The organism is Loktanella sp. SALINAS62 (assembly GCF_018263905.1).
Taxonomy (GTDB): domain Bacteria; phylum Pseudomonadota; class Alphaproteobacteria; order Rhodobacterales; family Rhodobacteraceae; genus Loktanella.
On record NZ_JAAFZU010000013.1, the window covers coordinates 1 to 24,878 of the forward strand.

The window sequence follows — 24,878 nt, forward strand, 5'->3', positions numbered from 1 at the left end:
TTCCTTGGAAATCGTCATCGTCATCGTCCTTGCTTCTCTCAGGAAGCATGAACCAAATCCCAGTTACACAGAAGGTCGGACACTCTCCTGGGCGATCAGGTAAGCCTACCAAGCTGAAAGTAGGCTTCTATCGAACCGAGTCAGGTCTGCATAGATAAACTGGCACGCGTGAGGCTTTGGTCAATTTGAGCTCGAAGCCGACCTTCGTCGACCGAAGAACCGACAACCCAAAGCTGTGCGAACTCGCAGGGCTTGTGTCAAGAACGGTCGTTTTTGGCAGAATATCCCACGGCGCTGAGATCTGGTGCAACTTCATTATCGCTTTGAGACTCACTTTAAGCCTTGGCTAAGCTTTGCCCATAGCGGCCAACGCCGCTATGTTACCCAGCTCACGATCCGATCGAATATGGCCGAATTTATTTTCAGGGCAGAATTCACCGCAGGGCTGCCCAACGTATGCATGCCTACAACAAAGCGTTGATTTTGATCTACAACCCAAACAGGTGCACCGCTCTGGCCACCTGCAGTATCTATTTCATAGTGAAGATGAGTATTGCTTGCAGCCAAAACTGCGCGTGAGTCAGACCACATCGTATCATCTGGCTTGTCGCCCGGATACCCCGCCAAGTTGACGACATACCCTTCTATGCTATTCCCAATGACCTCGGCGAAACGTAGCTTTCCTAGAGATTCGAGAGCATCAGGCTGAGATAAAAGGATTGCACCATAATCGAAAGCGTCGTCTCCCGTTTCAATCCATCCACCGACTGTTCGGAAATCAGTTGATTGAAACGTACCAAAAGATAATGAGGTGCCTGATACGCCGGGTTTCACCGATATGCGCCTGACCCAACCACCACGACGATGAAGGTATAGGCAATGTCCGGCCGTGATAATCGTATTCGGCCCGGCAATCCAACCCGTTCCTCTCCAAAGAGATCCGTCGCCTGCTTCGATATGCAGCGCACAGATCGTCCGCCATGGTGCTGAACCAGTATCATGAATCTGGACCCGTTCATCACTGCCCAAAACGACCTCTGCGATTAAATTCGTATCACCATCGGGCCTGCGTTCCGACCTTAAGGCTGCAGTCAGTAGCGCAGTATCGGAGACTGCGGCAGCCGCGTCAAAAACCGGTCGCTGCGGGAGAACCCGCTGTGGCCGAAACTTCGCTTCGCACGTCGTCTCTATGATCCGCTGCGGGCCAAACCGAGCCGGATCGGGCGCTGGCGATCGAAACTCGCGGTGTAAGGAGACGACTCTAACAAGATCTGCAGCGGCCGGGGTTGGCTCTGTCGGTTCATGCTCCATCATGTGACAGCCAGAGCAGCCAGATGCCCTTCACATACAAGAGGCAGGTTTTCGGACCGCCGCTCTACCGGCATCAGGCCGGAAGGCCCCTTGCGCGCCAGATAGCCCAGATCAAGTTCATGGTTGGTAAGGTTAAAAGTCTCGTCGGGCCAGCTGTCGATTGATCCGAAGCTACCAATTTCAGCGACCATCAGACCCAGACATGGATAGGCCATACCTGCCGGATCGATATAAACCCTCATCCGGTCAAAGCAGGGCCGTGCTTGGATGGCTCCACGTCCTGCGCCCCGTTCTGTCCAAGCCTGATCGTGGGGGTAAAGGGTCACGGACCGGCCGCCGACAGAGGATGCTGTCAGCACGCCCAAGATGCGCATGGCGGCAATATCACCGACAAATCCCACAAGCGTATTGCTTTCCATCACGTGATCAACGCGCGCCATCCACCGTTTCCGACGTGCGATATCCCAACCTTCGACGACCTCGAGGACCGGGACGATAACGCCCAGTCCCGTGACGGCCTCTTCGTGAGCCAGTGCGCGCACCACGTCTGCGTCGGGGTCTTCGACATCGTCCAGATGCACGGAGAGTGAAAACCCGTAGCCCAGATCGCGACAGATGCGGGCAACCGGAAGAACGTCATCTACCGCCGACAGGGGCATTCGTTCGCTAAATGACAGTTCCCGATTGAAGTAGAGCCGGATCGCGTCCGATACCGCTTCGCGGTACCAGCGGTCATGTCGTTCGACAAAGGATGACAAGCGTCCCGAATCCATGATCAGTCCGTCCGGCCTAAAATCGGCGAAAACTGCGATAGATCTGAACCAGCCCGCAACGGGATGTGGATCGGGGGGGGCGATGTCCATCATATCACGGTGCCGCGCCGCCCGTAGTGGGCGTCTTCATGCCAAAATGGGCACGGATTGCGGCACTGCGTTCAGGATCACGAAAAACCGCCCAGCACATATGGCAGATCGACGTATACCCGTCTTTCGGTGGTGCAAACCCTGCCCGATCGAGGATAGGTAGGAGCGACCCTAACCCTTCAAACACCAAGGCGCGCAAAAGCGGCGAGCCTTGCATCCTTTCGACTATTTGATCGAGCGGCTCTGTGTGGATGTCTCCCAACATCAATCCGTCCGTCTGATCGACTCCCGCACAGCACGGAGACACGCGCCCATTAGCAGAAACGGTTAGGTTCAGCGCCGTGTGGCAATTATCATCAAGAGTTCCCTGCGTGAATAGGTCAGCCCTGTTTAACGTCTTTGCCGCCCGTCCACTTGGAAAAACCGGACCGCTGGAAATACGATGTGCCGCCGCCAAGGCATCATCTGACAAGGTCGAAAGCGCTTCGTTGATCGTATGTGTGCGGGTTGTTAAAAGCCGTAGGTTCACATCAATGTCGTGGCTGCGGGCCGCGATCAAACAGTTTTCGATGACCGCAGGGCTGATATAGGGAAGATGCCAGACGTCCCAGCTGATCTCTAACGCCGTGACGCCCGCTTGCGCCAGTTGGGCGCAAACGGTATCCGCGCGCGCTGGTGTCAGCGCCCAAAAAGCATTGGTCGTGCTTGTGATGTCGAGAAACCCCGACTCGCGGGCGACATTGAACAGCGCAAGGCAATCCTCCATTTGAAGAAAAGCTTCGCCACCGGTCAGATGGAAGCGCGGATGAATGTCACTTCGTCGCCCTGCCGCAAGAATGGCAGGTGTCAGATCTGCGATGCTCAGAGCCACATCACCGATCTCGTCGGATCCTTTGGGCCCTGCACCTTGATAACACATAGCGCATTTTGCGTTGCATCGTGCTGTCCGTTCCACGACCAGACCGTTGAAAACAATAGGCATTGATCGGGTCAGCGTGCGACGCATCATTGCAATCCCGATCCGGTCCTCGATTGGCCCTGTGTCGGGATAGATGCGTGGAACTGCCGCAGTCGTGGTTTCCATCATGTCACCTTTTGATCAGAACCTGCGCCCGCCAAGAGGCCCACTGCCGCCGCCGCTTTCGGCCATGATCATCGCACCCGTAACCGCAGCACCGCCAAGCACCGCCCCTCGATTGCCCGGCATGCGAATACCGTCCGGCCCAAGACCCTTCAGCCGCATGAGGTCGCCTGCCGTATGGTCTTTCATGACTGCTGTAGCCGCCGACACGACGGCGGCACCTGCTGCCACGACGGCGGCCACTGCCGCGACCGCTGCGGGCCATGCCGCAGTACCTGGATTGCGCAAGCCACCCAGCTGGGCCGCCACATCGGGGCCAAGTTTCGCTACGATATCGGGCGTGAGCGTTTTGTTGAATACGATGCTATCGATGGCGGCATTGACCAATCTCTCATCCAACAGAACACCGGACTTTTTAGAGAAGTCGACCGGGTTTTCAGTGAAGGCTTTGCGTGCATCTTCATCCGAAGCCAGTCCCTTCAGAAACTCTATTTGAATATTGGGCGGAGAGGCACCAACCATATCAACCATAGCAAGTCGTGCAGTGCGCTCTCGGGTTGCATTTTCGTTAAAGCTTTCTACGGCTTTCATTGCTTCCCGATTCTCTTGGTGAGGTTCGCTCTCACCGGTCTCTCCAGTGGCACGTCGCAAGAGATCGAGCAAATCTCCTACACTCATATTATTGATATCTTTATTTTTATTGCTACTTTCGTTATCGGTCATCTCGCAGTCCCTCCGCATTCAAATCAAAGGTTACCCTACGTAAAGCAAGCATGAACGACCTAAAATTACAAGCATGAGTTGTGTATGTCTTGATATTGGGCGTAAGTTTTCTTCATAACATTTGATAATCCCTGGTATTCCACACGCGGTAAATAATTCGAAATAAACGATAATCTGCAAAGCAAACGCGACCTATAGTTGAGATTTAAGGTGAAAGAATGTGTCTAAGGCCGTGCATTCTTGACGGGGCGGTGTCAGCAATTCGTGTTGGTTCGCACTTTGTTCTTGGTCGCCAGTGAGATATGCTGAGGCCCGAGGAGACCCACCATGCCCCGCTTCGATCCGACCGAATTCGGCCGCCTGCTTGCCCGCCTGAGCCCACAGGAGCTGCGGCAGGCCGAGTGCCTCGTTGCTGATGCGCGCAAGCGTGCCGAGGCCGTCCTTGAGATCGACGCGCGGGCCGATATTGGCGGCCCGGCGGCGTCCTGTCCACGCTGCGGAGCCGACGCGCGCACCCGGTGGGGTCGGACCAGAACAGGCGCACAGCGATGGAACTGCTCGGGGTGCGGCGCGACGTGGTCAGGCCGCAGCGGCACGCCGCTGGCCCGGGTTCACCGTCCTGATCTGGTCGTCGCGCTGGCGCGTGACATGGTCGAGGCGCCGCAGCCGATGTCCTGCCGCCGCGGGGCCGAGGTGCTGGGTGCGTCGCGTCACAGCATCTGGCGCTGGCGGATGGCGATCATCGGCGCTCTGAAGCCGGAGCCTGACGACAGCCTTGCCGGCATCGTCGAAGCCGACGAAGCCCACCAACGCGAGAGCCGAAAAGGGTCGAGGGAGTGGGTCCGGCACCTGCGCGACCCTGCGAACCAGCCGGCACCGCCGCGACTGAAATGGCGGGCCTATCGGAGCAGGGGCGGTTCGGCGGTAGCACCTCCGGGGGGCTGGCGGGCCTGGGAGAAGAAGCTCCTCGCGGCTACCGACCGCGCAGGCCACCGGGCGTTCGAAGCCATTGCCGACGCGGGCCAAGCGGCGATCTCAGGTGCGCTGCTGCCCGTGATGGCGCGCGATGCGGTGCTCTGCACCGACGGTTTCGTCACCTACGAACGGATCGCGAAGGACGAGCGTATCCCGCACTTCGCGCTCAATGCCGGACGGCGGACGAAGCGCACCCCGCGGAGCCACCACATCAACACCGTGAATGCCCTGATCAGCCGCTTTCGTGCCTTCATGCAGCCCTTCTGTGGGCCAGCGTCAAAGAACCTTGCGGCCTATGGCCGATGGCATGCCGCTCGCGACAACGCCGACCGCTCCTACCTCGATGCGCTCAGGCTGCTGCTGGCTTCAGCCCCTCGCGCCAACACGATTTGCTGACACCGCCCTTGACGGGGTGCGACAGATATTTCGAATATCATCGGCAGGCCGCGTTGGGCACTCTCGCTCTGACTGACAAGTATTCCTGACCAGACCCAGATCCGGACCTTCGGCGCATTGCGTATCAAGGCCCGGTTGGCAAACGAAATGAGCTTTCGCTGCGGCTGCACCAACAGCAGACTCGGGCGCTCAACCCCTCAACAAACGGTCGTTTCCGGTCATATCTCAGTACGCAACCGATGCGCGAACAGGCGGCGGTATTCGCCTATTGGCTGATGGATCAGAGGCGGCTCAATGCTTTGGCACATTCCTGTTGAACTCGCTGAGACCAACGCTCAAAATCAAGCACCATCGCATTCTTGCGCCAGTCATTCTCCCAAGAGCCAACGCTTGGAGTGCTCTCAGTTTTTGATCCGACCATGTCAGCATATGTTTCCATCAAAGCTGCGTGGAAACCATGTCGAATGTGCATTCCAACGGTTTGGTCGATGTGCATGTCCTTGTGGCCGCCGAATAAGGTGTAGACTTCATCGACCAATGCTTCGCATCCACCCATTAGCTTCAATACTGTAACATGCATTTCTAGTTCGTTAGCGATAGACGATGCCTTCTGAAATTCATGTAAAGCCTCGCCATATTGATTGCTTTTAATCCCGTATCGCAATCCAGCTCCGGTCAAGTCGGCAAGCTTCCCCTGCCAAGCGGCTAACAGGGGCAAAATGGCCTCAACACTGTTTTTCTTCAATTGGTTTCTGTTCTTTCGCCTTTCCACGATCCGACTAAGTAAAAATCCCGCAACGAAGATAGCGACAGCTACCCCGGCCCTAAAATAGTCCACCTGCTCCATGTTATCTCCAGACACCGACACGAAACTGCCTACAGCCAACAACCTACGAAGGCTTGAAGCGACCGTGAAGGTGCAATCAATATTGGGATGGGGCATGCCGCTGCACCGCATCGGCAATTTTAAGTTGCAATGACTGTTAGCTCGGTGGTCACAAACGGTCGTTTTCGCCTGTGACAGAACGTATGAGTTTTGGTCTTTTTAAGTTCCAGGTTTCGAGGTTGCGTAATCAACGGTTTCCAGCGCTTCGCAGCGCTCCAGAAACAGGTGGTCGCTACCCAAGTTGGCGACCAGAAAATCCGTCAAAGAGGCGGGCTCAGTCCACCATCCTGTCTTTTCGCGCATTTCTTCATACTCCAGTGGCTTCTCTAGTCTTTGCACAACGGCGCGAGCAGAAAATGCTACGCTACTGCTGTCGAACCCGGTGATAAAGCCACGGTAGCCCCCCTGCCCAGTGTCTCGAAGGGCCGCTATGCGCACATCGCCGTCGCTCACATCGTAGCCTAGGATGTTCAGTGCCGATGACTTACGAAACACTCCGCCTTCAATGATCAGGTCTCGTTCGATCGCACCCCCTGGAGCTTCTCGTATGGCCCTCGATATTCGGCAGGTTGCCAATCCATAATGCGGAAAGCTGTCAAAGATGCGCATATGAGATAGAACGCTGCCGTGTTCCGGGTGCGGGCGAACCACAAAGTAATCGCCCTTCAATTCGGTCGCACAGCGCTGCTGCTCTTCGTTCGAAAGCTTGGCCCGTTGCTTCAGGATGCGATAGGGATCGCGCATCGCGGGCAGACTGTATAAGCGCTCCAAGTCCGATCGGCACTGCATAGCCCAGGGCTGCTCCCACAGGTCACGCTTGATCGACCGAACCCTAAAATAGGCATAGACCCTCGCTATCGCTGGCATATTCGGAATCGTATCGCCCTTGGCAAAGCGACGCAGCGTCTGCTCCTCGGCGACATCAATGGCCTTACTGGTTTCCTTCCAGGAGCCAACTTCGAATTTGTTGTAGCAATGCAATATGTTGCGCAGAGCGCCAAGTGTCTCTTCAGAGTACGGGTTCACAACCAACTCCAGCAGAACGCGCGATCAAACGAGATCGACCATAACACCATAGCGTGTCGATCGGCGACACGCAATGTCATCTTGCACCACATAATGATCCATAAAAGCCGTGGTGCGTCGGAAAATAGCCGCGGGAGGGCAATTTACGACACCGCTCGTACTTGACGCTGCATCGCATGCCGGTCAATGGCAAAGGCTGAAAAAGAGAGTTAAAACAAGAGATTGAACGACCGGCAATCTCTGCCAAATTTGGATCATCCTAAGGGGCTCGCGGTTGGGTCCCTGCAGCACAAGCCTGGGAGGGCTCGTACAATGATCAAACTGGCTACCGCATTCACTGTTGCAGTCATGGGTGCAACGATGGGTTTCACGACAGGCGGCACGGATGATGAACTCATCAATCGTCCTGACCCTGCGATCAGCACTGTCGCGCTCGAAGCTTCGGCGCCGGCGGATTCTGACGATGGTTCCGTCGAGGGCGTGGAAATGGCGATGCTGTTCTCGTGCTACCACATCAACTACGTCGAAATTGGCGCAGTGCGCTGCTACCAACTTTAGGCATATACGATGCCCCGCCCAGCATAGAGGGCGGGGCATCTTCCTTCGGGCCGCGGCCCTAACGGTCGTTTTTGGCAGCTTCAAGCTGATCACTACTGGCTTGGAAAGCCTATGCTTGACGGCGCATGAATTCCGCAAAAAGTGGAACTGAAAAGTCAAGAAAACCGTGCTCAGTGCTGTAGATCATCCCTTTTGAGATGGTGTTTGCGCGCACTGGACCGAGCGAAGACAGTTTTTTATTCAAAGCCTTCGCAATATCGCTCATGGCATAGGGACCATCCCCAAGTGAGGCCATGACTGTTACAAACTCTGTTTCCTTTGGCGTCAGTCTATCGAGGCGCACTCGAAAGAAGCCGTCGTCGAGTGATGCGAGGGTTTCGGTATAGGCATTGTCTACATCATGTTTGGTGATCTCCGGGCCTTCGGCATTGTCCCAGGCCTTAGATGACCACTCCTGCAGAAAAAAAGGATAGCCCTGTGTTTTGGTCACTATCTGTGTGAGGGCATCAGGTGAGATAGCGGCATCTTCCTCGACGATAGGCTTTTCCACCGCTTGTCTTGCGGATGCTGGGTCGAGCGCGCCGACACTTGGATAGAGGAAGAGTCTTTCAGAGTAGGATTTGGCCTCACCAGCAAGGCGTGCAATCTGTGGGAGACCTCCGCCAACCATAATCACGGGCAAACCCTCCTGTGACATTCTGTGAATTGATACAATGAGAGCGGATAGATCTTCTTCAGATAGATATTGCACCTCGTCGATCAGTAGCACCCAACCTCTTCCCCCAGCTTTTGCAGCTTTCCCAATGGCTGTGAAAAGATCCGGGAGATCGAATTGAATGTCACCGCTATCGGCGAGCCCAGGCTCTGGTTCGACGCCAATTTCCGCGCCAGCCACTTCGATCTTGAATATCGACGCGAAGCCGCGAAGGCCTTTGAGGCCAAGTTGTGCAAGCTGTTTTGCAGCTTCTATTGATGATAGTGCGCGTAAAACCTTACGCATTTCTGGATAAAGAAGTCGCGCGAGGCTTTGGTGTTCAGGGGCCTCTATTTTTGAGATGAAATAGCCTTGTTCTTCTGCAATGCGACCAATCTCATTCAGTAAAACTGTCTTGCCTGTTCCCCGCAATCCAAGAAGCATCATGGATCTCGGATTGCGCCCCAGCAAAGCGCGGCCACATGCTATCTTAGCGGCTTCCAAGATGTGATCACGCCCTGCCAACTCAGGAGGCCTGCTTCCTGCTCCGGGGGCGAATGGATTACGGTAGGGATTCATCCTAATACTCCAAATTATAAGCATCTCTAACTATATATAATAATGTATAACGTTAAAAGCTATACTTACCTATACATTTTTAGATACTAGGTTGACAGGGAACGGGCTCGCACCGTCTAAAACGGTCGTTTTTGAACAAACATTGCGACCTGCGTTCGATCAGGACCTTGACCCTTCCAAAACACCCGTTCAAAACGACAGAGGTTTTGGCAGGTTTGTGGGAGTTCTGCGATGATCTTGGGGTATGCGAGAGTGTCGACCGAAGGGCAGAGCCTTGAGGCGCAGCTTGACGCGCTAAAGGATGCGGGAACTGACCGTATTTTTGCTGAGAAAATCTCTGGGGCGAAGCGGGCACGGCCTGAGCTGGACCGGATGATCGACCAGTTGCGCGAGGGCGATGTCGTTGTCGTTGCGAAATACGACCGCCTGTCCCGGTCACTTCAGGATCTGTTGGCTATTGTCGAGGCGATCCGGGCGAAAGGCGCGGGCTTCCGGTCGCTGGCGGAGGACATCGATACGACCACGCCTGCGGGGCGGCTGGTGTTCCACGTCTTCGCTTCGATCGCCCAGTTCGAGCGGGAGCGGATCTCCGAGCGGACTCGTGAGGGTCTTGCCGCAGCGCGCAAGGCCGGGCGGATCGGCGGCAGACCCCCTGCCCTGTCCCGGCAACAGCGCGAGGAAGTTCGGCGCCTGCGCGATGATGAAGGCCGGCGCATCGCCGAGATCGCGCGCCTGTTCGACGTCAGCCCGAACACTGTGCGCCGGGCTTAGAGCGGGGTAAATTACTCTCCGCTCGGGGATCGATAGGCTCCGATCAAAGCACCGAGAAGATGCGTTGGATCATCGCAACACCACAAGGTTTGCGGTCAGAGTGACGCCGCCTTACGCATAGTTTCCTGAAGGCGACAGAATATTTGAAACCTACCGTCGTGGATCGATGCGTGATCCTGCGACGGGTCATACCGCTCGCCGATCCTTGTCATCGCCGACATCGCATCGGTCACGGAGGGATGCGCAGCACCCGCGACTGCTCCCAGGATGGCCGAGCCCAGCAAAACGGGCTCTTCGGCCAAAGGTGCGACAACCTCGAGCCCGGTCGTGTCGGCCAGTATCTGGCGCACGTAGGGGCTTTTGCCTGCGCCGCCGGAAATGAGGATACGCTCGACATTGATGCCTTCCGCACGCTGAGCGGTCACGATCTGGCGCAGCCCGTAACCTATGCCGCAGATCCCCGCGACATAAAGCGCAGTGAGGCTGTCCTCGTCCTGCGCCATTCCCAGCCCCGCGATCACGGCGCGGGTGTCTGGGTCGGCATGCGGCGCGCGGTTGCCCAGGAATTCAGGCACCACGTGAATGCCGCGTGCCAGGGCGACGGACCCGGATGCATTGCCCGAAGTTGACTGGGCGCGCGCTGCGAGGACTATCGGCAGACTTTCGGCACCCGTTTCGACCGTTGCAGAGGCCGGGTGATGTGCCAGCAAGGCATCGATCGCGGCGCCTGCAGCAGACTGGCCACCTTCGTTCAGCCAGGCTCCGGGCACCATCGCGGATTTGTAGGGGCCCCAGACGCCAGGCACGAATACAGGTTCGTCGGTCGTAGTCATCGTGCAGGACGAGGTGCCGAAGACATACGCCAGATTTTCGGTGGGGTCGCCCTCTGCCCCGACAGTGCCGATACCGCCCGCATGCGCGTCGATCAGACCGGCAGCGACCGGGGTGTTAGGGGGCAGGCCCAGCTCTTGTGCAGCGCGGTCGGTCAACCCGTTGGCAAGGGCGGTGCCGGGCTCGACAATCTGTGTGCCGATCCGTGCGAACCCTTCGTCCGCCAACTCTTCCAGACCGATCGTATGAAAGTAATCTGCATCCCACCGCTTTTCGTGGGCAAGATAGGTCCACTTGCAGGTCACGGTGCAGACCGACCGCGCAAGGCTTCCGGTGGCGCGCCACGTAAACCAATCCGTCAGGTCAAAGAACCCGGCTGCGGCATCGAAGACCTCGGGCCGGTTTTCCTTGAGCCACAGCAGTTTGGGCGTTTGCATTTCGGGCGAGATACGGCCGCCGACGTATTTCAGCACCGAGTGACCGGTCGCATTGATCCGGCGGGCCTGTTCGATGGCCCGGTGGTCCATCCAGACGATCACGTCTCGCTCCGGAGCATCGGGATTCCCGACGGGCAAGGGTGTCCCCCCCTGCCCCTGCACCACCATCGAGCATGTCGCGTCGAATCCGATTCCGGCCACATCCGCCGGATCCACCCCTGCCGAGGAGACCGCGCCACGCACACTGGAGCAGATCGCGGACCAGATGTCGGTCGAGGATTGTTCGACCCGGTCGTGTCCTTCGCGGTGCATCTCGATTGGGGCGCTGTCCGTGCCCAGCATGTGACCCGTAAGGTCGAACACGCCCGCACGGGCCGAGCCTGTCCCGACGTCGACGCCGATGACACAGGCCGTCACGTCACAGGTCCACGCTGTTGGGCAGCAGCACCAGATCGCGCACCACGACCCCGCGCTGGCGGGTCAGCATGAACAGCACAGCCTCGGCCACTTCGCGCGGCTGCATGAGCGATCCGTTGGCCAGCGCCTCTTCCATCTTGGCCTTTGGCCAATCGTCCAGCAGCGCCGTCACCACCGGACCGGGCAGCACGGCCCCCATGCGGATGCCATGCGGTGCCACCTGTCGCCGTGTGGAATGCAGGAACGCCTGAACCGCGAACTTGGAGGCGGTATAAATCGGCTCCCACACCACCGGCACGACACCTGAGATCGACGAGGTGAACACGATGTCCCCCGTTTCCCGCTCGATCATGCCCGGCAGGACGGCGCGGGCACAGCGGAACGCGGCGTTGCAGTTCAGGTCCATCACCCGATCCCACTGGTCGGGATCACCTTCTGCGGCCGCGCCGCCGACGTAGGCCCCGGCGTTGATGTGCAGGATGTCGAGTGGCCCTGCCATCTCTGCGATCCGGTCCGGCATCGCCATGACAGCCGATCCGTCGAACAGGTCCAGTTCCAGCGCATGAACCCGGTCGCCAAGGTCCGCGACGATCTTGTCGAGCGCCTCGCCGTTGCGGTCGACGAAGACGACGGTGGCTCCGTTTTCGTGCAGGATTTTTGCGCACTCCAGCCCGATACCTGATGCCGCGCCCGTTACTGCGGCCACTTTACCATTCATGGAATTCGTCATTGGATTCCTCTCCTGTTCAGGCGCGGCCGTTGCTGGCGCGCGATTGCCGGGCCAAGCTGTCCACGATCACCGCCAGCGCCAAAACTGCCCCCAGGATCATGTAGCGCAGCGACGAGCTGAGGTTCAGCAAGGTCAGCCCGTTCGAGATTGCCTGAATCACGATGACCCCCAGAAGGGCGGACCAGGCCGACCCGCGCCCGCCGAACAACGACGTGCCCCCAATCACGGCAGCGGCGATGGCGTTGAGGTTCACGTCCCCCGTGCCCGCCTGCCGGCTGGCCGAGGCAAGCCGGGACGCCGCAAGGACGCCTCCCATCGCGGCAAGGGTGGAACAGATCATGAAGCAGTAGATGCGGATGCGCTCGACCTTGATCCCGGCGCGGCGTGCGGCCTCTCGATTGCCGCCCACGGCAAAGATGGACCGTCCGAACTTCGTCCGCGTCAGAACGTATTCCATGCCTGCCACGAGGACCGCGAAGAACAGGAACATCCACGGCACACCGCGCCCGAGGTTCAGATACCAGACCGCGATCAGCAGGATGGCCGTCAAACCGGCGGCCTTAACGATCAAGACGCTCCATGCGGGCACCGACAGGTTCGCATCGGCCCGACGCTGTCGGGTCTGAAGGCCAAGGGCAAAGATCACGATCCCCGGCAAAAGTGCGACCAGATAAGACAACCAGCCCGGCATCACCATCGTCTGGCCGAAGCGGATCAGGAATGACTGATAGGGCAGATTGATCGACCCGGAATTGCCCAACAGATACAGTTGCAGGCCCAATAGCGCCAGCAAACCCGACAGGGTCGATACGAAGCTGGGCATCCCGAACTTGTTTAGCAAGGACGCATAGACAAATCCGGTCACGGCCCCCGCAAGCATCGCAGCCAGAATTGCAAGCGGCCATGGCACGCCTGCATTGACCCATAGGACACCAAGGATCGCCGAGGCGACCCCGGACATGGACCCGATCGACAGATCGATCTCTCCCAGCATCAGGGTGAAGACGACGCCGAGCGAGATCAGCCCCACGGCGGCCGCATCGAACAGCAGGTTCGTCAGGTTCTGCGGCCGCATGAAGATCGGGTTCAACCAGGTAAAGACTACGGCGATGACGACAAGGCCAAGGATCACCGGCAGTATGCCCAGATCCCCGGATTTTACCTGGTCGAGAAACCCGCGCGCGGCACCGGCCAATCCGGTATCCTCGCGCACGCGACTGTCGGCGCGGTCGATCTTGCGGGTGTCGCTCATGTCGCAACTCCTTCCTTGGGTTCTGCGGCGGCGCTACGGGCCTTCGCGCGGCGCGAGACGGAATTGTCGCTCGCCCCAGTGATGGCCGAGACCAGCTCTTCCTGCGTCGCATCGGGTCCGAAGACCCCGTTGTTCTGCCCAAGACGCAAAACGACGATCCGGTCAGCCACGGCGCGCACATCTTCCATGTTGTGAGAGATCAGGATCACGCCGTGCCCCCGGTCGCGCACGCGCTCGATCAGATTCAGCACTTCAGCCGTCTGCGCAACACCGAGCGCGGCCGTCGGTTCGTCCAGCATGATGATCTGCGGATCCAGCAAAAGGGACCGAGCGATGGCGACCGTCTGCCTTTGACCGCCAGAAAGGGACGCGATGGGTTCGCGCACCGACGGAATGCGGGCGGCGAGCTCTTCCAGCAGGGTCCAGGCGCGGACTTCCATCTCGACTTCGTTCAACCGCCAAGGGCCAAGCTCCTGCCCCAGGAACAGGTTGGCCACCACGTCGAGGTTTTCGCAAAGTGCCAGATCCTGGAACACCGTGGCGATGCCCAGCTCCAGCGCGCGTCCGGGAGTGCCGATCTCGACCTCGCGGTCCTGGAAATGGATCGTGCCAGAAGTCTTGGCGTGAACCCCGGCGAGAATCTTGACCAGAGTGGACTTGCCCGCGCCGTTGTCGCCCACAAGCGCCACGACCTCGCCCTTGCGAACTTCCATGTCGATGTTGTCCAAGGCCGTCACGGCACCGAACTGTTTCGACACGCCGCTCAGCTTCAGAATGGGACCGCTGTCCTGATCTGCCATTGTCTTTCCCCCCTTACGTGGTGCGCGCCCCACGTAAGGGGGGACGCGCGTTGGTCATCCGATCACTCGGTGATGCCAAGGTCCTGACAGGCGGACATGAAGTCGCTCGTGCAGACCTCTTCTACGGTGTTAATCCCGCCGTCGAAGATGATCGCCTTGATGTTGTCCTGCGTGACAACCTCGGGGACGAACAGGCGCGAGGGCGTGTCGTAGAGCGTTGTCTCGGGCTCTGGCGTCTCGCCTTGCAGGAAGGCGTTGGCCACCTCCGCCGCAGCCTCGGCCACAATTTCCGATGGCTTGGAGATCGTGTTGAACTGCGTGCCCGCAATGATGCGCTGCAGCGCCGCAATGGTGGCGTCGTTGCCGGTCACGGGCGGGATCGGATCCACACCGGCTGCGTTGAACGCCGCGATCGTGCCGCCCGCGGTGCCGTCATTGGCAGCCACGACGCCGACGATGTCACTGCCGAACCGCTGGATCTGGCCCGCGACCCATTGCTGAGCCTCTGGCGGAGCCCAAGCGGGAGTGTCGAATTCGGCCAACGTTTCATAGACTGACCCGTCCAGCGCACTGTCCACACCGTCCCGGATCAATCCGGCAGCCGCATCCGTGGGCGAGCCGTTGACCTGCAACACGCCTGCGCCATCGGCAACACCTTCGGCCTGCAGGTGATCCACCAGCGACTGCGCGATCGCGCGCCCGATGCCTTCGTTGTCGAAGGACACGTAGAAATCGGCCGGCATGTCGGGGATCGGACGGTCATAGGCAATGACGCGCACATCCTGCGCCTTCGCCTGGTTCACCAGCGACGCCGCGGCGGAACTGTCGACGGGGTCCAGCACGATGACTTCCGCCCCTTGGGAAATCAGCGAATTGAACTGCTGCTGCTGCAGCTGCGCGTCACCGTTGGCGTTCTGGTAGATCACCTCGGCGTCGGCATTCAGCTCTGCCATCGCGTCGCGGAAACCGGGGTAGTCGCGCTCTTCGTAGCGGGTGGATGCCTGGTCGGGCATCAGGAAGCCCACCGTCTGGGCCGATGCCGCGCCGGCCCCAAGAACGAGGGCAGCCACGCAGGTCGCTGAACGGGTCATCAAAGTAGTCATAGTCATTTTCTCCTCCACGATCCGGGCCATCTGATCCGGCTTCGACAGGAGCGGCGACATAGGCTGTCCGACGCACCATTGCGGGGTGCGACAGGTTTGCTGTTCGTCTCCTCCCTCGAAGCAGGACCCGGCCCACTTCACGAATCGCGCATTGCGCAATCGATGTAGCAAGCAATAAACAAGGTGGTATTTTAGTCAAGCCCCGCGTTACACTCGACCCCAACTGGACGGAGTCATCCCACGCTATGTCGAAGCGACGCACGACGATTTACGACCTCGCGACTTTGGCGGACACGTCACCCAGCGTCGTCAGCGCCGTGATGAGTGGCAGCTGGAAGAAGCGCCGGATCAGCGAAAAGACCGCCGACCGGGTGTTCAAGGTTGCCGAAGAGAACGGTTACTCGCGCAACATCCAAGCCAGCGTCCTGCGCAGCGCGCGGTCGAATATCGTGGGAATGATCCTTCCCAAATACGACAACCGCTACTTTGGAGCCATCGCCGAGGCTTTCGAGACCCGCGCACGGGAGGCCGGTCTGTTTCCGGTCATCACCTGCGCGCAGCGCGATCCTGACCTGGAAATCGCGGCAGCGCGCGAACTTGTCTCCTACCGCGTTGACGCGATCATCGCCACCGGGGCCACCGATCCGGATCGGATCACGGGGATCTGCAAGGACGCGGGCGTCAAAAGCTTCAATCTGGATTTGCCTGGAGCATTGGCTCCGTCGGTTCTGTCGGACAACGAAGATGGCGCGCGGACGTTGACCGACATTCTGCTCGATCATTGCGCCGCCACCGGTCGATCCGGCCCTCTGATGTTCATCGGCGGACGCGTCGCGGACCACAATACTGCAGCGCGCATCGAGGGGTTTCGGCAAGCGCATCGAGATCGCGGGCTTACGGAGGCTACCGATCTGATACTTCCCTGCGGCTACGCCCCCGAGAAAGCTTATGCGGCCCTGATGTCCCTTAAAGCTTCGACTCCACAGGCCATCTTCGTGAACTCGACGATCACACTCGAAGGGGTCATCCGCTGGCTGTCAGAAACCGACCGCCTCATGAAGGGAGAGCTTCCGTTTGTCTGCTTCGACTGGGACCCTTTCGGAGCGCTCTTGCCTGGCAATCTGGCAATGGCGCGGCAAGACGTTCCAAAGATGATGTCCGTGGTGTTTGACCTTCTGTCAGAGGAGCAGAACACTCCTTCCAAGGTTCTGGTGCCGTGCCTAATGGAACGCTTCCCCTAACCACACAAGCGGATCGCTACGTGAATAGAGTCGGCAGAAAACCAGCTGGTCTACTCAGAATTATGCCAGGTAAATGCTCGCACGATGACCATCGAAATTGAGACCATGTTCAGTAGCGCCTTTGAGCCGCATTTCACTCATGTTTAACAGTTTACCCGGAAACTGCTAAAGGTCGGGATGCGATTGCGGCCCCTACCATGCATGTAGGCACGATCGAGCGGTGGATCCTTTAACACTATTGGCAATACTGTTAATAAATACGGATTTTTCTGGATGAATATTACTTCTGGATGATCGATTGTCGGGCTCTGAAGCCTATAGCGGAGTTTCGACCATGACCGTGTATGCCCATTCCCTCGATGGCCCGAAATCCAAATGGGAGCTGCTGCAAACCCATTCAGAGCGAGTCGCCAAGGCGGCTTCGACCCGGGCTGCGGCCTTCGGTTTAGGGGTCGAGAACCATGCACACGCTTTGGGTCTGCTGCACGATCTCGGAAAGGCCAAGCCTGCGTTTCAACTACGTCTGGACGGAAATCCGCGTCCTGTTACGCACAGCGCCGAAGGTGCAAAAGCTATAGCCTCCCTCGGTGGAATGGGGCCGCTCCTGGCCGGCGCGATTGCGGGGCATCATGGTGCGCTTCCCAATCCTGCGCGACTGGCCGACAGGCTGATGTCGGCCGAGACGCTCGACCTACCTAACTGGGCGAATGCGATAGATGTGCCACCGCCTGGCAGATTGAGGACTACCGATCACTCTCAGCAGACTTACCGTGCACAGATGCTGGTGCGGATGCTCTACTCCTGTCTCGTGGATGCCGACGATCGGGAAACCGCAGCTTGGGAGGCCGAAACCACCGGACGCGCTACACCGTCTTCACCTGAGACGCTCCATCCGGCGATGAACATGGCATTTGAGCGTTTTATTGCAGGCTTTGCGGCCGACACGCCGCTGAACATCCTACGTGCCGAGGTGCTGGGGCACGTCCGCAAGGCCAGCGCGATAGCGCCGGGTCTATTTACGCTGACTGTTCCGACCGGCGGCGGCAAGACGCTGGCTGCGCTCGGGTTCGCCCTCGATCACGCCCGCCAGCACGGGTTGAGGCGACTGATCTACGTCAGCCCCTACACCTCGATTACCCAACAAACCGCCGACGTATTCCGCGCGGTATTTGACGACCACCCGGATACGGTCATAGAGCATCATTCCGATTTCGACCGCGACACGCTTGAGGACGACGAGTCAGTGCGCTGGCGTATCGCCGCGGCAAGCTGGGACGCGCCTGTAATCGTCACCACCGCCGTGCAGCTCTTCGAGAGCCTCCATGCTGCACGTAAGCGCCGCTGCCGCAAGCTCCACTCGCTGGCGCAGTCAGTGATCGTGCTGGACGAGGCGCAGACTTTGCCGCGGTCCCTATTGCGCCCTTGTCTGGCCGCGCTGACTGAACTGGCTGAAGGTTACGGAACCAGCATTGTTCTGTGCACCGCGACCCAGCCTTCGCTGACCGAAGTAGCCGGCTTTCCGGCACCTGAAGCCTTGAAGCACGTTCGCGAGCTCGCGCCCGATCCGGTCCGCCTACATACGCAGCTCCGCCGCACGACCCTGCGGCACTTGGGACATCAAACTGATGAGGCTCTGGCCAGCCGATTGGAAGCCGCATCCCAAGCATTGCTGATCGTCGACAACCGTGTGCAAGCCAGAGACGTGTTCGACCGGATATGTTCATCGGAGGGCGCCCGACACCTCTCGACGCTGATGACGCCCGAGCATCGTCGGGCCGTGCTGCAGGATGTTCGCGCGCGACTCAAGGCCGGGGACGCCGTGCGTCTGGTGGCGACTTCTTTGGTCGAGGCGGGAGTGGACGTGGACTTTCCGCTGGTCCTGCGAGCTGAGGCGGGACTCGATCGAATCGCGCAGGCGGCAGGGCGATGCAATCGCGAAGGCAAGATGGACAATCTGGGAGAGGTTCTTGTCTTTGAGCCAGACAAGGCACCGCCGCCTCTGCTGGCGGAGGAGGCGCGGATTGCTCGGGCAGTGCTGGCAGAGCATCGAGACGATCCCTTCTCCGGCGTGGCGATCCGCGAATATTTTAATGCGCTATGGCGTGCGCAGGGGATCGAGGCGCTGGATGCGGCAGAGGTAGACGGCACGCCCGGCATCCTTGCGGCGATCGCGCGGGGCCGAAGAGGGTGTCCTTACGAGGACATTGAGGCCGCGTTCCGAATGATCCCTGACGCCGGCCCTTCGGTAATCGTGCGCGACGGCGACTGGGGCGTGCCAGGCGAACTGCTCAAAAACCTGCGGCATGGGTCGCCCGGAGCAGCGGCGCGCGTCTTGCAGCAATACACGCTTGGTGTGCCGTGGGGGCTTTGGCAGCGGTTGAAGGAGGCTGGTTTGATCTCGTGGTTTGAGGCCGAGCGCTTTGGCGAACAATTCGCACTTCTGGAGAGCAGCGAGGCCTATGATGCAACGGCGGGGCTGTATGTCAGCGATCCCGGAGATCTGGGTCCGAGCATTTTCTGAAGGCCGCACTTGACCGGACGACACGAGGCGGATTTGCTGCGGACAACTAAAAAGATATTTCAATGACAAAATTCTCAATCGTGATGCGATGACCGCCCTTGGCATCAAGCTCTTGGTTTGCGGTCGCAACGCCTGCTTTACTCGGCCCGAGATGAAGGTAGAGCGAGTGTCCTACGACGTCATAACCCCCTCCGCTGCACGCGGTATCCTCGAGGCGATTCATTGGAAGCCCGCGATCCGATGGGTGATTGACCGCCTGCACGTGCTCGAACCAATCCGCTTTGAGACCATTCGGCGCAACGAGGTCGGATCGAAAATTCCGGCCTCCAAAGCGCGCGGTGCGATGCGACGGAACGACACTGGCGGACTGGGGCTGCGGGTGGATGAGGACCGACAGCAGCGCGCGATGTTGTGTCTTGCGAATGTTGCCTATGGGATTGAGGCCCACTTCGAGATGACGGCCAAAGCTGGGCCCGAGGACAACCCCGGAAAACACGCAGAAATGTTCCGCCGACGGGCGTCGAAGGGTCAGTGCTTTCACCAACCGGCCTTGGGAGTGCGAGAGTTTCCGGCCGACTTCGAGCTGGTCGAGGAGATCCCGCCTACCAACCTGTCCGAAGCCGACCGCGACCGGGATCTCGGCTGGATGTTGCATGACATCGACTACAGAGGCGGCCGCCGATCGGTTTTTTATCAGGCTCGGATGGAAGGTGGCGTGATCGACGTCGCCTCCTGCCTCGCCCGAGAGCCGGCCACATGACCGTTCTGCAGGAACTTGCCGCGCTTTACGAGCGCCGTGCCGAGACGATGGGCTGGCCGCGCCCAGGCTATTCGACTGAGAAGGTCGGCGTCGAGGTGGTAATCCGCGACGACGGATCGGTCGCGGCAATTCGCTCGCTGATGCGGAAGGGGGCCAAGGGCAAAATGGAGGCGCGGCCCTTGTCCGTGCCAGCGGCAGTCAAGCGGACCTCGGGCGTGAAGCCGAACCTCCTATGGGACAAGACGGCCTACGCGCTTGGTGTGACGGCAGTCGAAGGTGCGGACGGCTCCATCTCAGTCGGCCAGTCAAGACGCACAGCGGAAGAACATGCTGCATTCTTGTCCGCGCAGACCGAACTCCTCGAGAGAACCGACGATCCGGCCTTGTCCGCCTTCTCAGCCTTTTGCCGGTTATGGACGGCGGAACAATGGGACGGTCCGATAGAGCTTCTGGACCAGAACGTCGTCTTTACCCATGCACCCGATGCGCAACGCACAACCGACGACCGCTATCTCCACTTGCGTCCCGCCGCCTGTGCGTTACTGGCGCCGGCTGCGCTGGGGGCTTTACAGATGTGTCTTGTCACCGGTCGGCAGGGATCGGTCGCGCGGCTACATCCGACGATCAAGGGCGTCGCGGGGGCGCAGAGCTCTGGCGCCGCGCTGGTATCATTCAATAACGACGCCTACGAATCCCACGGCAAGGCCCAAGGCGACAACGCGCCGGTCTCGGAGACCGCCGCCTTTGCTTACGGCACCGCGCTGAACGCGCTGCTGGCGAAAGGGTCACGCAATCATCTGCGCATTGGCGACGCGACGGTAGTCTTCTGGTCGATAGCAGAGGACGGCACAGAAGACCTTTTTTCGGCGATGCTGCAACAGGTTTCTGAGGAGGTCGGCCTTGATGCCGAAGACGAGCTCTTGCGTGAACGTCTGACGGACATTCGGGCCGGGCGGCTCCCGCGCGACCTCGATCTCGATGCACCGTTCTTCGTGCTTGGGCTCTCACCCAACGCGGCGCGGCTGTCGGTGCGGTTCTGGATCCGCGCGAGCTTTGGCGAGATGACGCAAAACGTCGCTCAGTTCTGGACGGAGTGTGCGATCACCCCCTCCCCTTTCCAAAGGGACGGCATTGAGCGTCCCCCGGTGCCGTGGGCACTGCTCTACGACATCGCCGCACAACGTGACTCGGGCAACGTGCCGCCGAGGCTTGGGGGAGACCTGATGCGCGCGATCCTCACGGATATTTCCTATCCAGCGCCATTCTTGGCAGCGCTCATCAATCGGCTGCGCGCCGAAGGCGAGCCCGACCCCAAGGCTGGCGCGCTCGACGGTCGCCGGGCCGCGATGATCCGCGCAGTGCTGATCAGAAATTATAGACAGGAGGTGCCCATGGCGCTTGACGAGACCGCAAACAACGTCGCCTATCTGCTGGGCCGCCTCTTCGCCGCCTTCGCTTACGCAGAGCAGAGCTACCAGAAGCGCGGCGCCAGCCTGCGCTCGAAATACATTGGCGCCGCCTCGGCCACGCCCGCTCGGGTCTTTCCGATGCTGATGCGCGGCTACGAGCACAACGCCGCCAGCCTCGCCAAGGCCAGCGACAGGCGCACCGGCTCGGGCGTGAAGGCCGACCGCGCCGTGACCGCGATTATGGGCGGACTACCCGGTGGCGGCGAGTTGCCCGCCGCCCTGCCGCTCGAGGAGCAGGGCCGATTCTTCATCGGCTTCTACCATCAGTGGCAATACTTTTTCGCCGAGGCCAACGATGCCGCCGACGCTCTCATCGACGAAACCGAGGATTAAACCGCATGACCGACCAGACCGAAATTACACTGGACGCCGCGCAAGGCACGCCGCTGGAGAACCGCTGGGATTTTGTGCTTTTTCTCGATGTCGAGAACGGCAACCCCAACGGCGACCCCGATGCCGGCAATATGCCCCGTATGGACCCCGAAACGAACCGCGGGTTGATGTCGGATGTGTCCATCAAGCGCAAGATCCGTAACTACGTCGCTGAGGCGAAAGGGGGCACGCCGGGTCACCGCATCTACTTCACCGAACGCGCGGTGCTGAACGAGGCACACCAAGAGGCTTGGGACGCCACCGGCGTCAGTCCGCAGAAAGCGAAAGACTACTCCAAGCTGCCTAAAGACGACGCCGAGGCGAAGCGCCTGACTGACTGGATGTGCGCCAACTTCTGGGACATCCGCACCTTTGGCGCGGTAATGTCCACCGGCGTGAATGCGGGTCAGGTGCGCGGGCCCGTGCAGATTGCCTTTGCCCGCTCCGAGGAGCCGGTCATGCCACTGGAAATCTCGATCACCCGGTCCTCCGTCACCAATGAAAAGGACCGTGAAAAGGAACGCACGATGGGCCGCAAGGCGATCGTGCCATACGGACTCTACCGCGTGCACGGCTTCGTCAACGCCGCGCTGGCACGCCGCACCGGCTTTTCACTGGAAGACTTGGAGCTGCTCTGGCAAGCGCTCGAGCAGATGCTGGACCTCGACCGCTCGGCGGCACGCGGCATGATGGCTGCCCGTCGCCTTATCGCCTTCCGCCACGACAGCATACTGGGGAACGCACCTGCGCATAGACTGTTCGAGCGAGTCTCAGTTGAACGCGTGCGGGGCGGGGACAGCCATCCGATTGGCGATGCGCGGATCCACAACTGGCCGCCCGCCCGCGCCTTCTCGGACTACCGGATCAAGGTCGACGGTAGCAACATGCCCGCGGGTGTAACCCTGATTGAGCCGTGGTAGAGAGCTTGCCGCTCTCCGCGCTTCAGCACTGGCTCTTCAACGCCATCGTCGCCCCCTTCGCGGGGGCGTGGATCGAAACTACTTCGAGGACGAGGGCCACAAGTTTTGCGCCAGTCGCCCCCTTCGTGGGGGCGTGGATAGAAACTCCAGACCTTGGCCTGACGGACATTGCGCGCGAATCGTCGCCCCCTTCGCGGGGGCGTGGATCGAAACGACATCGACACGCGGGACATGGACCCCGAACAAGGTCGCCCCCTTCGCGGGGGCGTGGATCGAAACAGGGACCGGCGCGGCGCAATGGCTGGCGATAGGCGTCGCCCCCTTCGCGGGGGCGTGGATCGAAACATGCCGTCACCTGCGCGATAGCCTGCGACGGGGGTCGCCCCCTTTGCGGGGGCGTGGATCGAAACCGCACCCCCGCAAACACCTGCACTTTATCCACCCGTCGCCCCCTTCGCGGGGGGCGTGGATCGAAACGACGGGATGCACGTCAGGGGCCGTCACAGGCGCTGTCGCTCCCTTCGCGGGGGCGTGGATCGAAACACGATGTTGCCTTTCTCGTCCCGGCGATAAAGCCGTCGCCCCCTTCGCGGGGGCGTGGATCGAAACGTCCACATGTGGACACGATACAACAGCCGCCGAGTCGCCCCCTTCGCGGGGGCGTGGATCGAAACGTCATAAGCATCCTGCCCCCGTGTCGCGCGGGCTGTCGCCCCTTCGCGGGGGGGCGGTGGATGAACCTGCACCAGACAAACGTCACCCAGAAAATTGTTCAAGCGACTTTCGTCAACCAAATCACTTCCATTGCGAGGGAGAATGCGGTTGTCGCTGCGCAGGTTCGAAAAATCAAAGGATAAAGCCCTGGGGAATCTGCCGGGCACGGTCCAGCAGGCCGTCGTGAGGCAATGACGGCCAACACCTTACTTGGCACGTTTCCTCTTGAAGATAATCTTCAGGTGATCGGTATGCTAACAAGCATGAACTACGACATGCTGAAGACTGGTGAGGCAATCGACATTGATGTTTTGCGCCTAAAGTAAACAGATGCGCAAAAGGCTATTTCTGTGCGGTGTAGATACCCCACATCTCTTCAATGAGCTGGCCTTGCGTGACGCCAGCTTCTCGGCCTCTGCCGCAATTGCTTCTCCCACCTCGGGAAACACTTTGGGATGACGTTGGTGAGTCCGGGGGGTTGGCTTACGCCCTTGGGGCGTGGCCGGGAAATCGTATTTGACCAGGTCATTGTTGCTGATACGCGGAATGACTCACAGCATGGCATTGAAGAGATGACTTTCTATCTTCCCGCGATAGCAGCATCCAACATGAACGTTATCGACAGGGGGACACTGGTGCAAGAAGGAGGTGCCCGGCCTACAAGCTCGTAGGAAACGTTCAGCTGTCAACTCCGGCCGACAGAGATCCGCGAATTCCGATGAGTCCGTCTGATGCTGTCGAAGAGATGCGCCCGACCATTCGGGAGGTTTTCGGTGATAATTTCCCATGGGCGCATTTTCACCTGCGTAGATCAGCAGATCATCTGGGGTTCTGGAAGCAACCAGAAGGAGATGGGATTCATACTGGCGAAGTACCGATTACTGGGACAAAGCTCTACTACGTCGAGGCCCGCGAGGCAGTATCTCAGTTCGCAAGACAGACACCAGACGATTTTTTCGACGTTGTTGGCTCTCAAAGAATACAGCAGGCTTGTTGGCAGCGCCGCGATGAAGCCGTCAATGCTTACGAACAAGAAGCGAATATCTAGAATCTGGTCTTCAACTATACTGACTTAATTGCGGAAGTCCGCTCCAGTATTTCATAATTTGGGCAGCGATCGTTTCAATTCCGGCCCATCCTATGCTGAAGGTGCGCAGAGTTGAGCACTTCTCACCAGACGCAATACGTCAGTAATATCCACGGCCTTTTTTGTCTCTGGCTCGGAATCGATCGCCTGCTCTGGTCTTCAGACGGACCTGCGCTGTGAAGTATAGAATCAGCGTCGACGCCCTCGGTCCCCGGCCTGTTCGTCAATGTGCCCGAACTTCTTTTAAAATTTGCGCGAAAATACCCCAAACGTGGGAGTGTCATGAACTCTGTGTATCTGGTCTGGCGCATGCGGGTTTCAGATACAGTTACGCATTGAAGCGATCTTCGAACATGATAGC

General features: G+C 59.4%; 21 protein-coding genes and 1 CRISPR repeat array. Of the genes, 9 read left to right on the forward strand and 12 right to left on the reverse strand.

Features of this window, described 5'->3' with window-relative positions; genetic code table 11:
* Positions 1-375 precede the first annotated feature (375 nt).
* The 4 genes from GZH79_RS19315 to GZH79_RS06405 all read right to left on the reverse strand — a co-directional run bounded on the left by GZH79_RS19315 (position 376) and on the right by GZH79_RS06405 (position 3,978).
* On the reverse strand, positions 376-1,314 hold the full coding sequence (locus GZH79_RS19315; RefSeq protein WP_349291170.1) for a serine protease: 939 nt from the start codon (positions 1,312-1,314) through the stop codon (positions 376-378).
* Entirely contained in the window at positions 1,311-2,084 is a 774-nt protein-coding gene (locus GZH79_RS06395; protein WP_211642956.1) for a hypothetical protein, read from the reverse strand. The genes GZH79_RS19315 and GZH79_RS06395 overlap by 4 nt, the downstream gene beginning before the upstream one ends.
* 94 nt (positions 2,085-2,178) lie before the next feature.
* On the reverse strand, positions 2,179-3,258 hold the full coding sequence (locus GZH79_RS06400) for a radical SAM/SPASM domain-containing protein (protein ID WP_211642957.1): 1,080 nt from the start codon (positions 3,256-3,258) through the stop codon (positions 2,179-2,181).
* Between the two features lie 15 nt (positions 3,259-3,273).
* Positions 3,274-3,978, reverse strand: a complete 705-nt coding sequence (locus GZH79_RS06405) for a hypothetical protein (protein ID WP_211642958.1) — start codon at positions 3,976-3,978, stop codon at positions 3,274-3,276.
* Positions 3,979-4,305: 327 nt separating this feature from the next.
* Between GZH79_RS06405 and GZH79_RS06410 the strand changes: the two genes are divergently transcribed.
* Positions 4,306-5,349, forward strand: coding sequence for an IS1595 family transposase (locus GZH79_RS06410; protein WP_211642959.1), 1,044 nt, complete (start codon positions 4,306-4,308; stop codon positions 5,347-5,349).
* A gap of 280 nt (positions 5,350-5,629) precedes the next feature.
* Here the strand turns inward: GZH79_RS06410 and GZH79_RS06415 are convergent, their stop codons facing one another.
* Complete coding sequence (locus tag GZH79_RS06415) at positions 5,630-6,292, reverse strand: hypothetical protein (RefSeq protein WP_211642960.1); 663 nt, start codon at positions 6,290-6,292, stop codon at positions 5,630-5,632.
* 102 nt (positions 6,293-6,394) lie between these two features.
* The gene (locus GZH79_RS06420; RefSeq protein WP_211642961.1) at positions 6,395-7,261 is read right to left on the reverse strand and encodes a hypothetical protein; all 867 of its coding nucleotides are present in this window, start codon (positions 7,259-7,261) and stop codon (positions 6,395-6,397) included.
* Positions 7,262-7,573: 312 nt separating this feature from the next.
* Between GZH79_RS06420 and GZH79_RS06425 the strand changes: the two genes are divergently transcribed.
* A complete protein-coding gene (locus GZH79_RS06425; RefSeq protein WP_211642962.1) occupies positions 7,574-7,819 on the forward strand; it encodes a hypothetical protein in 246 nt (81 codons plus the stop codon).
* Between the two features lie 109 nt (positions 7,820-7,928).
* On the opposite strand, the gene GZH79_RS06430 is transcribed toward GZH79_RS06425, so the two are convergent.
* Complete coding sequence (locus GZH79_RS06430; protein WP_349291171.1) at positions 7,929-9,116, reverse strand: ATP-binding protein; 1,188 nt, start codon at positions 9,114-9,116, stop codon at positions 7,929-7,931.
* 207 nt (positions 9,117-9,323) lie between these two features.
* Between GZH79_RS06430 and GZH79_RS06435 the strand changes: the two genes are divergently transcribed.
* Entirely contained in the window at positions 9,324-9,863 is a 540-nt protein-coding gene (locus tag GZH79_RS06435) for a recombinase family protein (RefSeq protein WP_211642964.1), read from the forward strand.
* 95 nt (positions 9,864-9,958) lie between these two features.
* On the opposite strand, the gene GZH79_RS06440 is transcribed toward GZH79_RS06435, so the two are convergent.
* The 5 genes from GZH79_RS06440 to GZH79_RS06460 all read right to left on the reverse strand — a co-directional run bounded on the left by GZH79_RS06440 (position 9,959) and on the right by GZH79_RS06460 (position 15,439).
* Positions 9,959-11,548, reverse strand: coding sequence for an FGGY-family carbohydrate kinase (locus GZH79_RS06440; RefSeq protein WP_211642965.1), 1,590 nt, complete (start codon positions 11,546-11,548; stop codon positions 9,959-9,961).
* A 1-nt stretch (position 11,549) separates the two neighbouring features.
* Positions 11,550-12,278: an SDR family oxidoreductase gene (locus GZH79_RS06445; RefSeq protein WP_211642966.1), complete on the reverse strand. Its 729-nt coding sequence runs from the start codon at positions 12,276-12,278 to the stop codon at positions 11,550-11,552.
* Between the two features lie 16 nt (positions 12,279-12,294).
* Positions 12,295-13,530: a sugar ABC transporter permease gene (locus tag GZH79_RS06450; RefSeq protein WP_211642967.1), complete on the reverse strand. Its 1,236-nt coding sequence runs from the start codon at positions 13,528-13,530 to the stop codon at positions 12,295-12,297.
* Entirely contained in the window at positions 13,527-14,330 is an 804-nt protein-coding gene (locus GZH79_RS06455) for an ATP-binding cassette domain-containing protein (protein WP_211642968.1), read from the reverse strand. The genes GZH79_RS06450 and GZH79_RS06455 overlap by 4 nt, the downstream gene beginning before the upstream one ends.
* A gap of 62 nt (positions 14,331-14,392) precedes the next feature.
* The gene (locus tag GZH79_RS06460; RefSeq protein ID WP_211642975.1) at positions 14,393-15,439 is read right to left on the reverse strand and encodes a sugar ABC transporter substrate-binding protein; all 1,047 of its coding nucleotides are present in this window, start codon (positions 15,437-15,439) and stop codon (positions 14,393-14,395) included.
* A gap of 239 nt (positions 15,440-15,678) precedes the next feature.
* Here GZH79_RS06460 and GZH79_RS06465 point away from each other — a divergent pair, with 239 nt between their 5' ends.
* The 6 genes from GZH79_RS06465 to GZH79_RS06490 all read left to right on the forward strand — a co-directional run bounded on the left by GZH79_RS06465 (position 15,679) and on the right by GZH79_RS06490 (position 24,478).
* Positions 15,679-16,674, forward strand: a complete 996-nt coding sequence (locus GZH79_RS06465) for a substrate-binding domain-containing protein (RefSeq protein ID WP_211642969.1) — start codon at positions 15,679-15,681, stop codon at positions 16,672-16,674.
* A 334-nt stretch (positions 16,675-17,008) separates the two neighbouring features.
* Positions 17,009-19,195, forward strand: coding sequence for a CRISPR-associated endonuclease Cas3'' (locus GZH79_RS06470; protein WP_211642970.1), 2,187 nt, complete (start codon positions 17,009-17,011; stop codon positions 19,193-19,195).
* Between the two features lie 88 nt (positions 19,196-19,283).
* The gene (gene cas5c / locus GZH79_RS06475) at positions 19,284-19,955 is read left to right on the forward strand and encodes a type I-C CRISPR-associated protein Cas5c (RefSeq protein WP_211642971.1); all 672 of its coding nucleotides are present in this window, start codon (positions 19,284-19,286) and stop codon (positions 19,953-19,955) included.
* Entirely contained in the window at positions 19,952-21,757 is a 1,806-nt protein-coding gene (gene cas8c, locus GZH79_RS06480; protein WP_211642972.1) for a type I-C CRISPR-associated protein Cas8c/Csd1, read from the forward strand. The genes cas5c and cas8c overlap by 4 nt, the downstream gene beginning before the upstream one ends.
* A gap of 5 nt (positions 21,758-21,762) precedes the next feature.
* Positions 21,763-22,716, forward strand: coding sequence for a type I-C CRISPR-associated protein Cas7/Csd2 (gene cas7c / locus GZH79_RS06485; RefSeq protein WP_211642973.1), 954 nt, complete (start codon positions 21,763-21,765; stop codon positions 22,714-22,716).
* Positions 22,717-22,763: 47 nt separating this feature from the next.
* Positions 22,764-23,455: a CRISPR direct-repeat array (repeat unit 32 nt; unit sequence GTCGCCCCCTTCGCGGGGGCGTGGATCGAAAC).
* Positions 23,456-24,148: 693 nt separating this feature from the next.
* On the forward strand, positions 24,149-24,478 hold the full coding sequence (locus GZH79_RS06490; RefSeq protein WP_211642974.1) for a hypothetical protein: 330 nt from the start codon (positions 24,149-24,151) through the stop codon (positions 24,476-24,478).
* Positions 24,479-24,878 lie beyond the last annotated feature (400 nt).

What these genes read in the sequence shown, in the direction of transcription:
- GZH79_RS06450 (WP_211642967.1), bottom strand. Translation starts at nt 13,530, where the DNA reads ATGAGCGACACCCGCAAGATCGACCGCGCCGACAGTCGCGTGCGCGAG.
- GZH79_RS06395 (WP_211642956.1), bottom strand. Translation starts at nt 2,084, where the DNA reads ATGGATTCGGGACGCTTGTCATCCTTTGTCGAACGACATGACCGCTGG.
- GZH79_RS19315 (WP_349291170.1), bottom strand. Translation starts at nt 1,314, where the DNA reads ATGATGGAGCATGAACCGACAGAGCCAACCCCGGCCGCTGCAGATCTT.
- GZH79_RS06405 (WP_211642958.1), bottom strand. Translation starts at nt 3,978, where the DNA reads ATGACCGATAACGAAAGTAGCAATAAAAATAAAGATATCAATAATATG.
- GZH79_RS06490 (WP_211642974.1), top strand. Translation starts at nt 24,149, where the DNA reads ATGAGTCCGTCTGATGCTGTCGAAGAGATGCGCCCGACCATTCGGGAG.
- cas8c (WP_211642972.1), top strand. Translation starts at nt 19,952, where the DNA reads ATGACCGTTCTGCAGGAACTTGCCGCGCTTTACGAGCGCCGTGCCGAG.
- GZH79_RS06455 (WP_211642968.1), bottom strand. Translation starts at nt 14,330, where the DNA reads ATGGCAGATCAGGACAGCGGTCCCATTCTGAAGCTGAGCGGCGTGTCG.
- GZH79_RS06465 (WP_211642969.1), top strand. Translation starts at nt 15,679, where the DNA reads ATGTCGAAGCGACGCACGACGATTTACGACCTCGCGACTTTGGCGGAC.
- GZH79_RS06415 (WP_211642960.1), bottom strand. Translation starts at nt 6,292, where the DNA reads ATGCCCCATCCCAATATTGATTGCACCTTCACGGTCGCTTCAAGCCTT.
- GZH79_RS06425 (WP_211642962.1), top strand. Translation starts at nt 7,574, where the DNA reads ATGATCAAACTGGCTACCGCATTCACTGTTGCAGTCATGGGTGCAACG.
- GZH79_RS06435 (WP_211642964.1), top strand. Translation starts at nt 9,324, where the DNA reads ATGATCTTGGGGTATGCGAGAGTGTCGACCGAAGGGCAGAGCCTTGAG.
- GZH79_RS06410 (WP_211642959.1), top strand. Translation starts at nt 4,306, where the DNA reads ATGCCCCGCTTCGATCCGACCGAATTCGGCCGCCTGCTTGCCCGCCTG.
- GZH79_RS06460 (WP_211642975.1), bottom strand. Translation starts at nt 15,439, where the DNA reads ATGACTATGACTACTTTGATGACCCGTTCAGCGACCTGCGTGGCTGCC.
- cas7c (WP_211642973.1), top strand. Translation starts at nt 21,763, where the DNA reads ATGACCGACCAGACCGAAATTACACTGGACGCCGCGCAAGGCACGCCG.
- GZH79_RS06430 (WP_349291171.1), bottom strand. Translation starts at nt 9,116, where the DNA reads ATGCTTATAATTTGGAGTATTAGGATGAATCCCTACCGTAATCCATTC.
- cas5c (WP_211642971.1), top strand. Translation starts at nt 19,284, where the DNA reads ATGACCGCCCTTGGCATCAAGCTCTTGGTTTGCGGTCGCAACGCCTGC.
- GZH79_RS06470 (WP_211642970.1), top strand. Translation starts at nt 17,009, where the DNA reads ATGACCGTGTATGCCCATTCCCTCGATGGCCCGAAATCCAAATGGGAG.
- GZH79_RS06400 (WP_211642957.1), bottom strand. Translation starts at nt 3,258, where the DNA reads ATGGAAACCACGACTGCGGCAGTTCCACGCATCTATCCCGACACAGGG.
- GZH79_RS06445 (WP_211642966.1), bottom strand. Translation starts at nt 12,278, where the DNA reads ATGACGAATTCCATGAATGGTAAAGTGGCCGCAGTAACGGGCGCGGCA.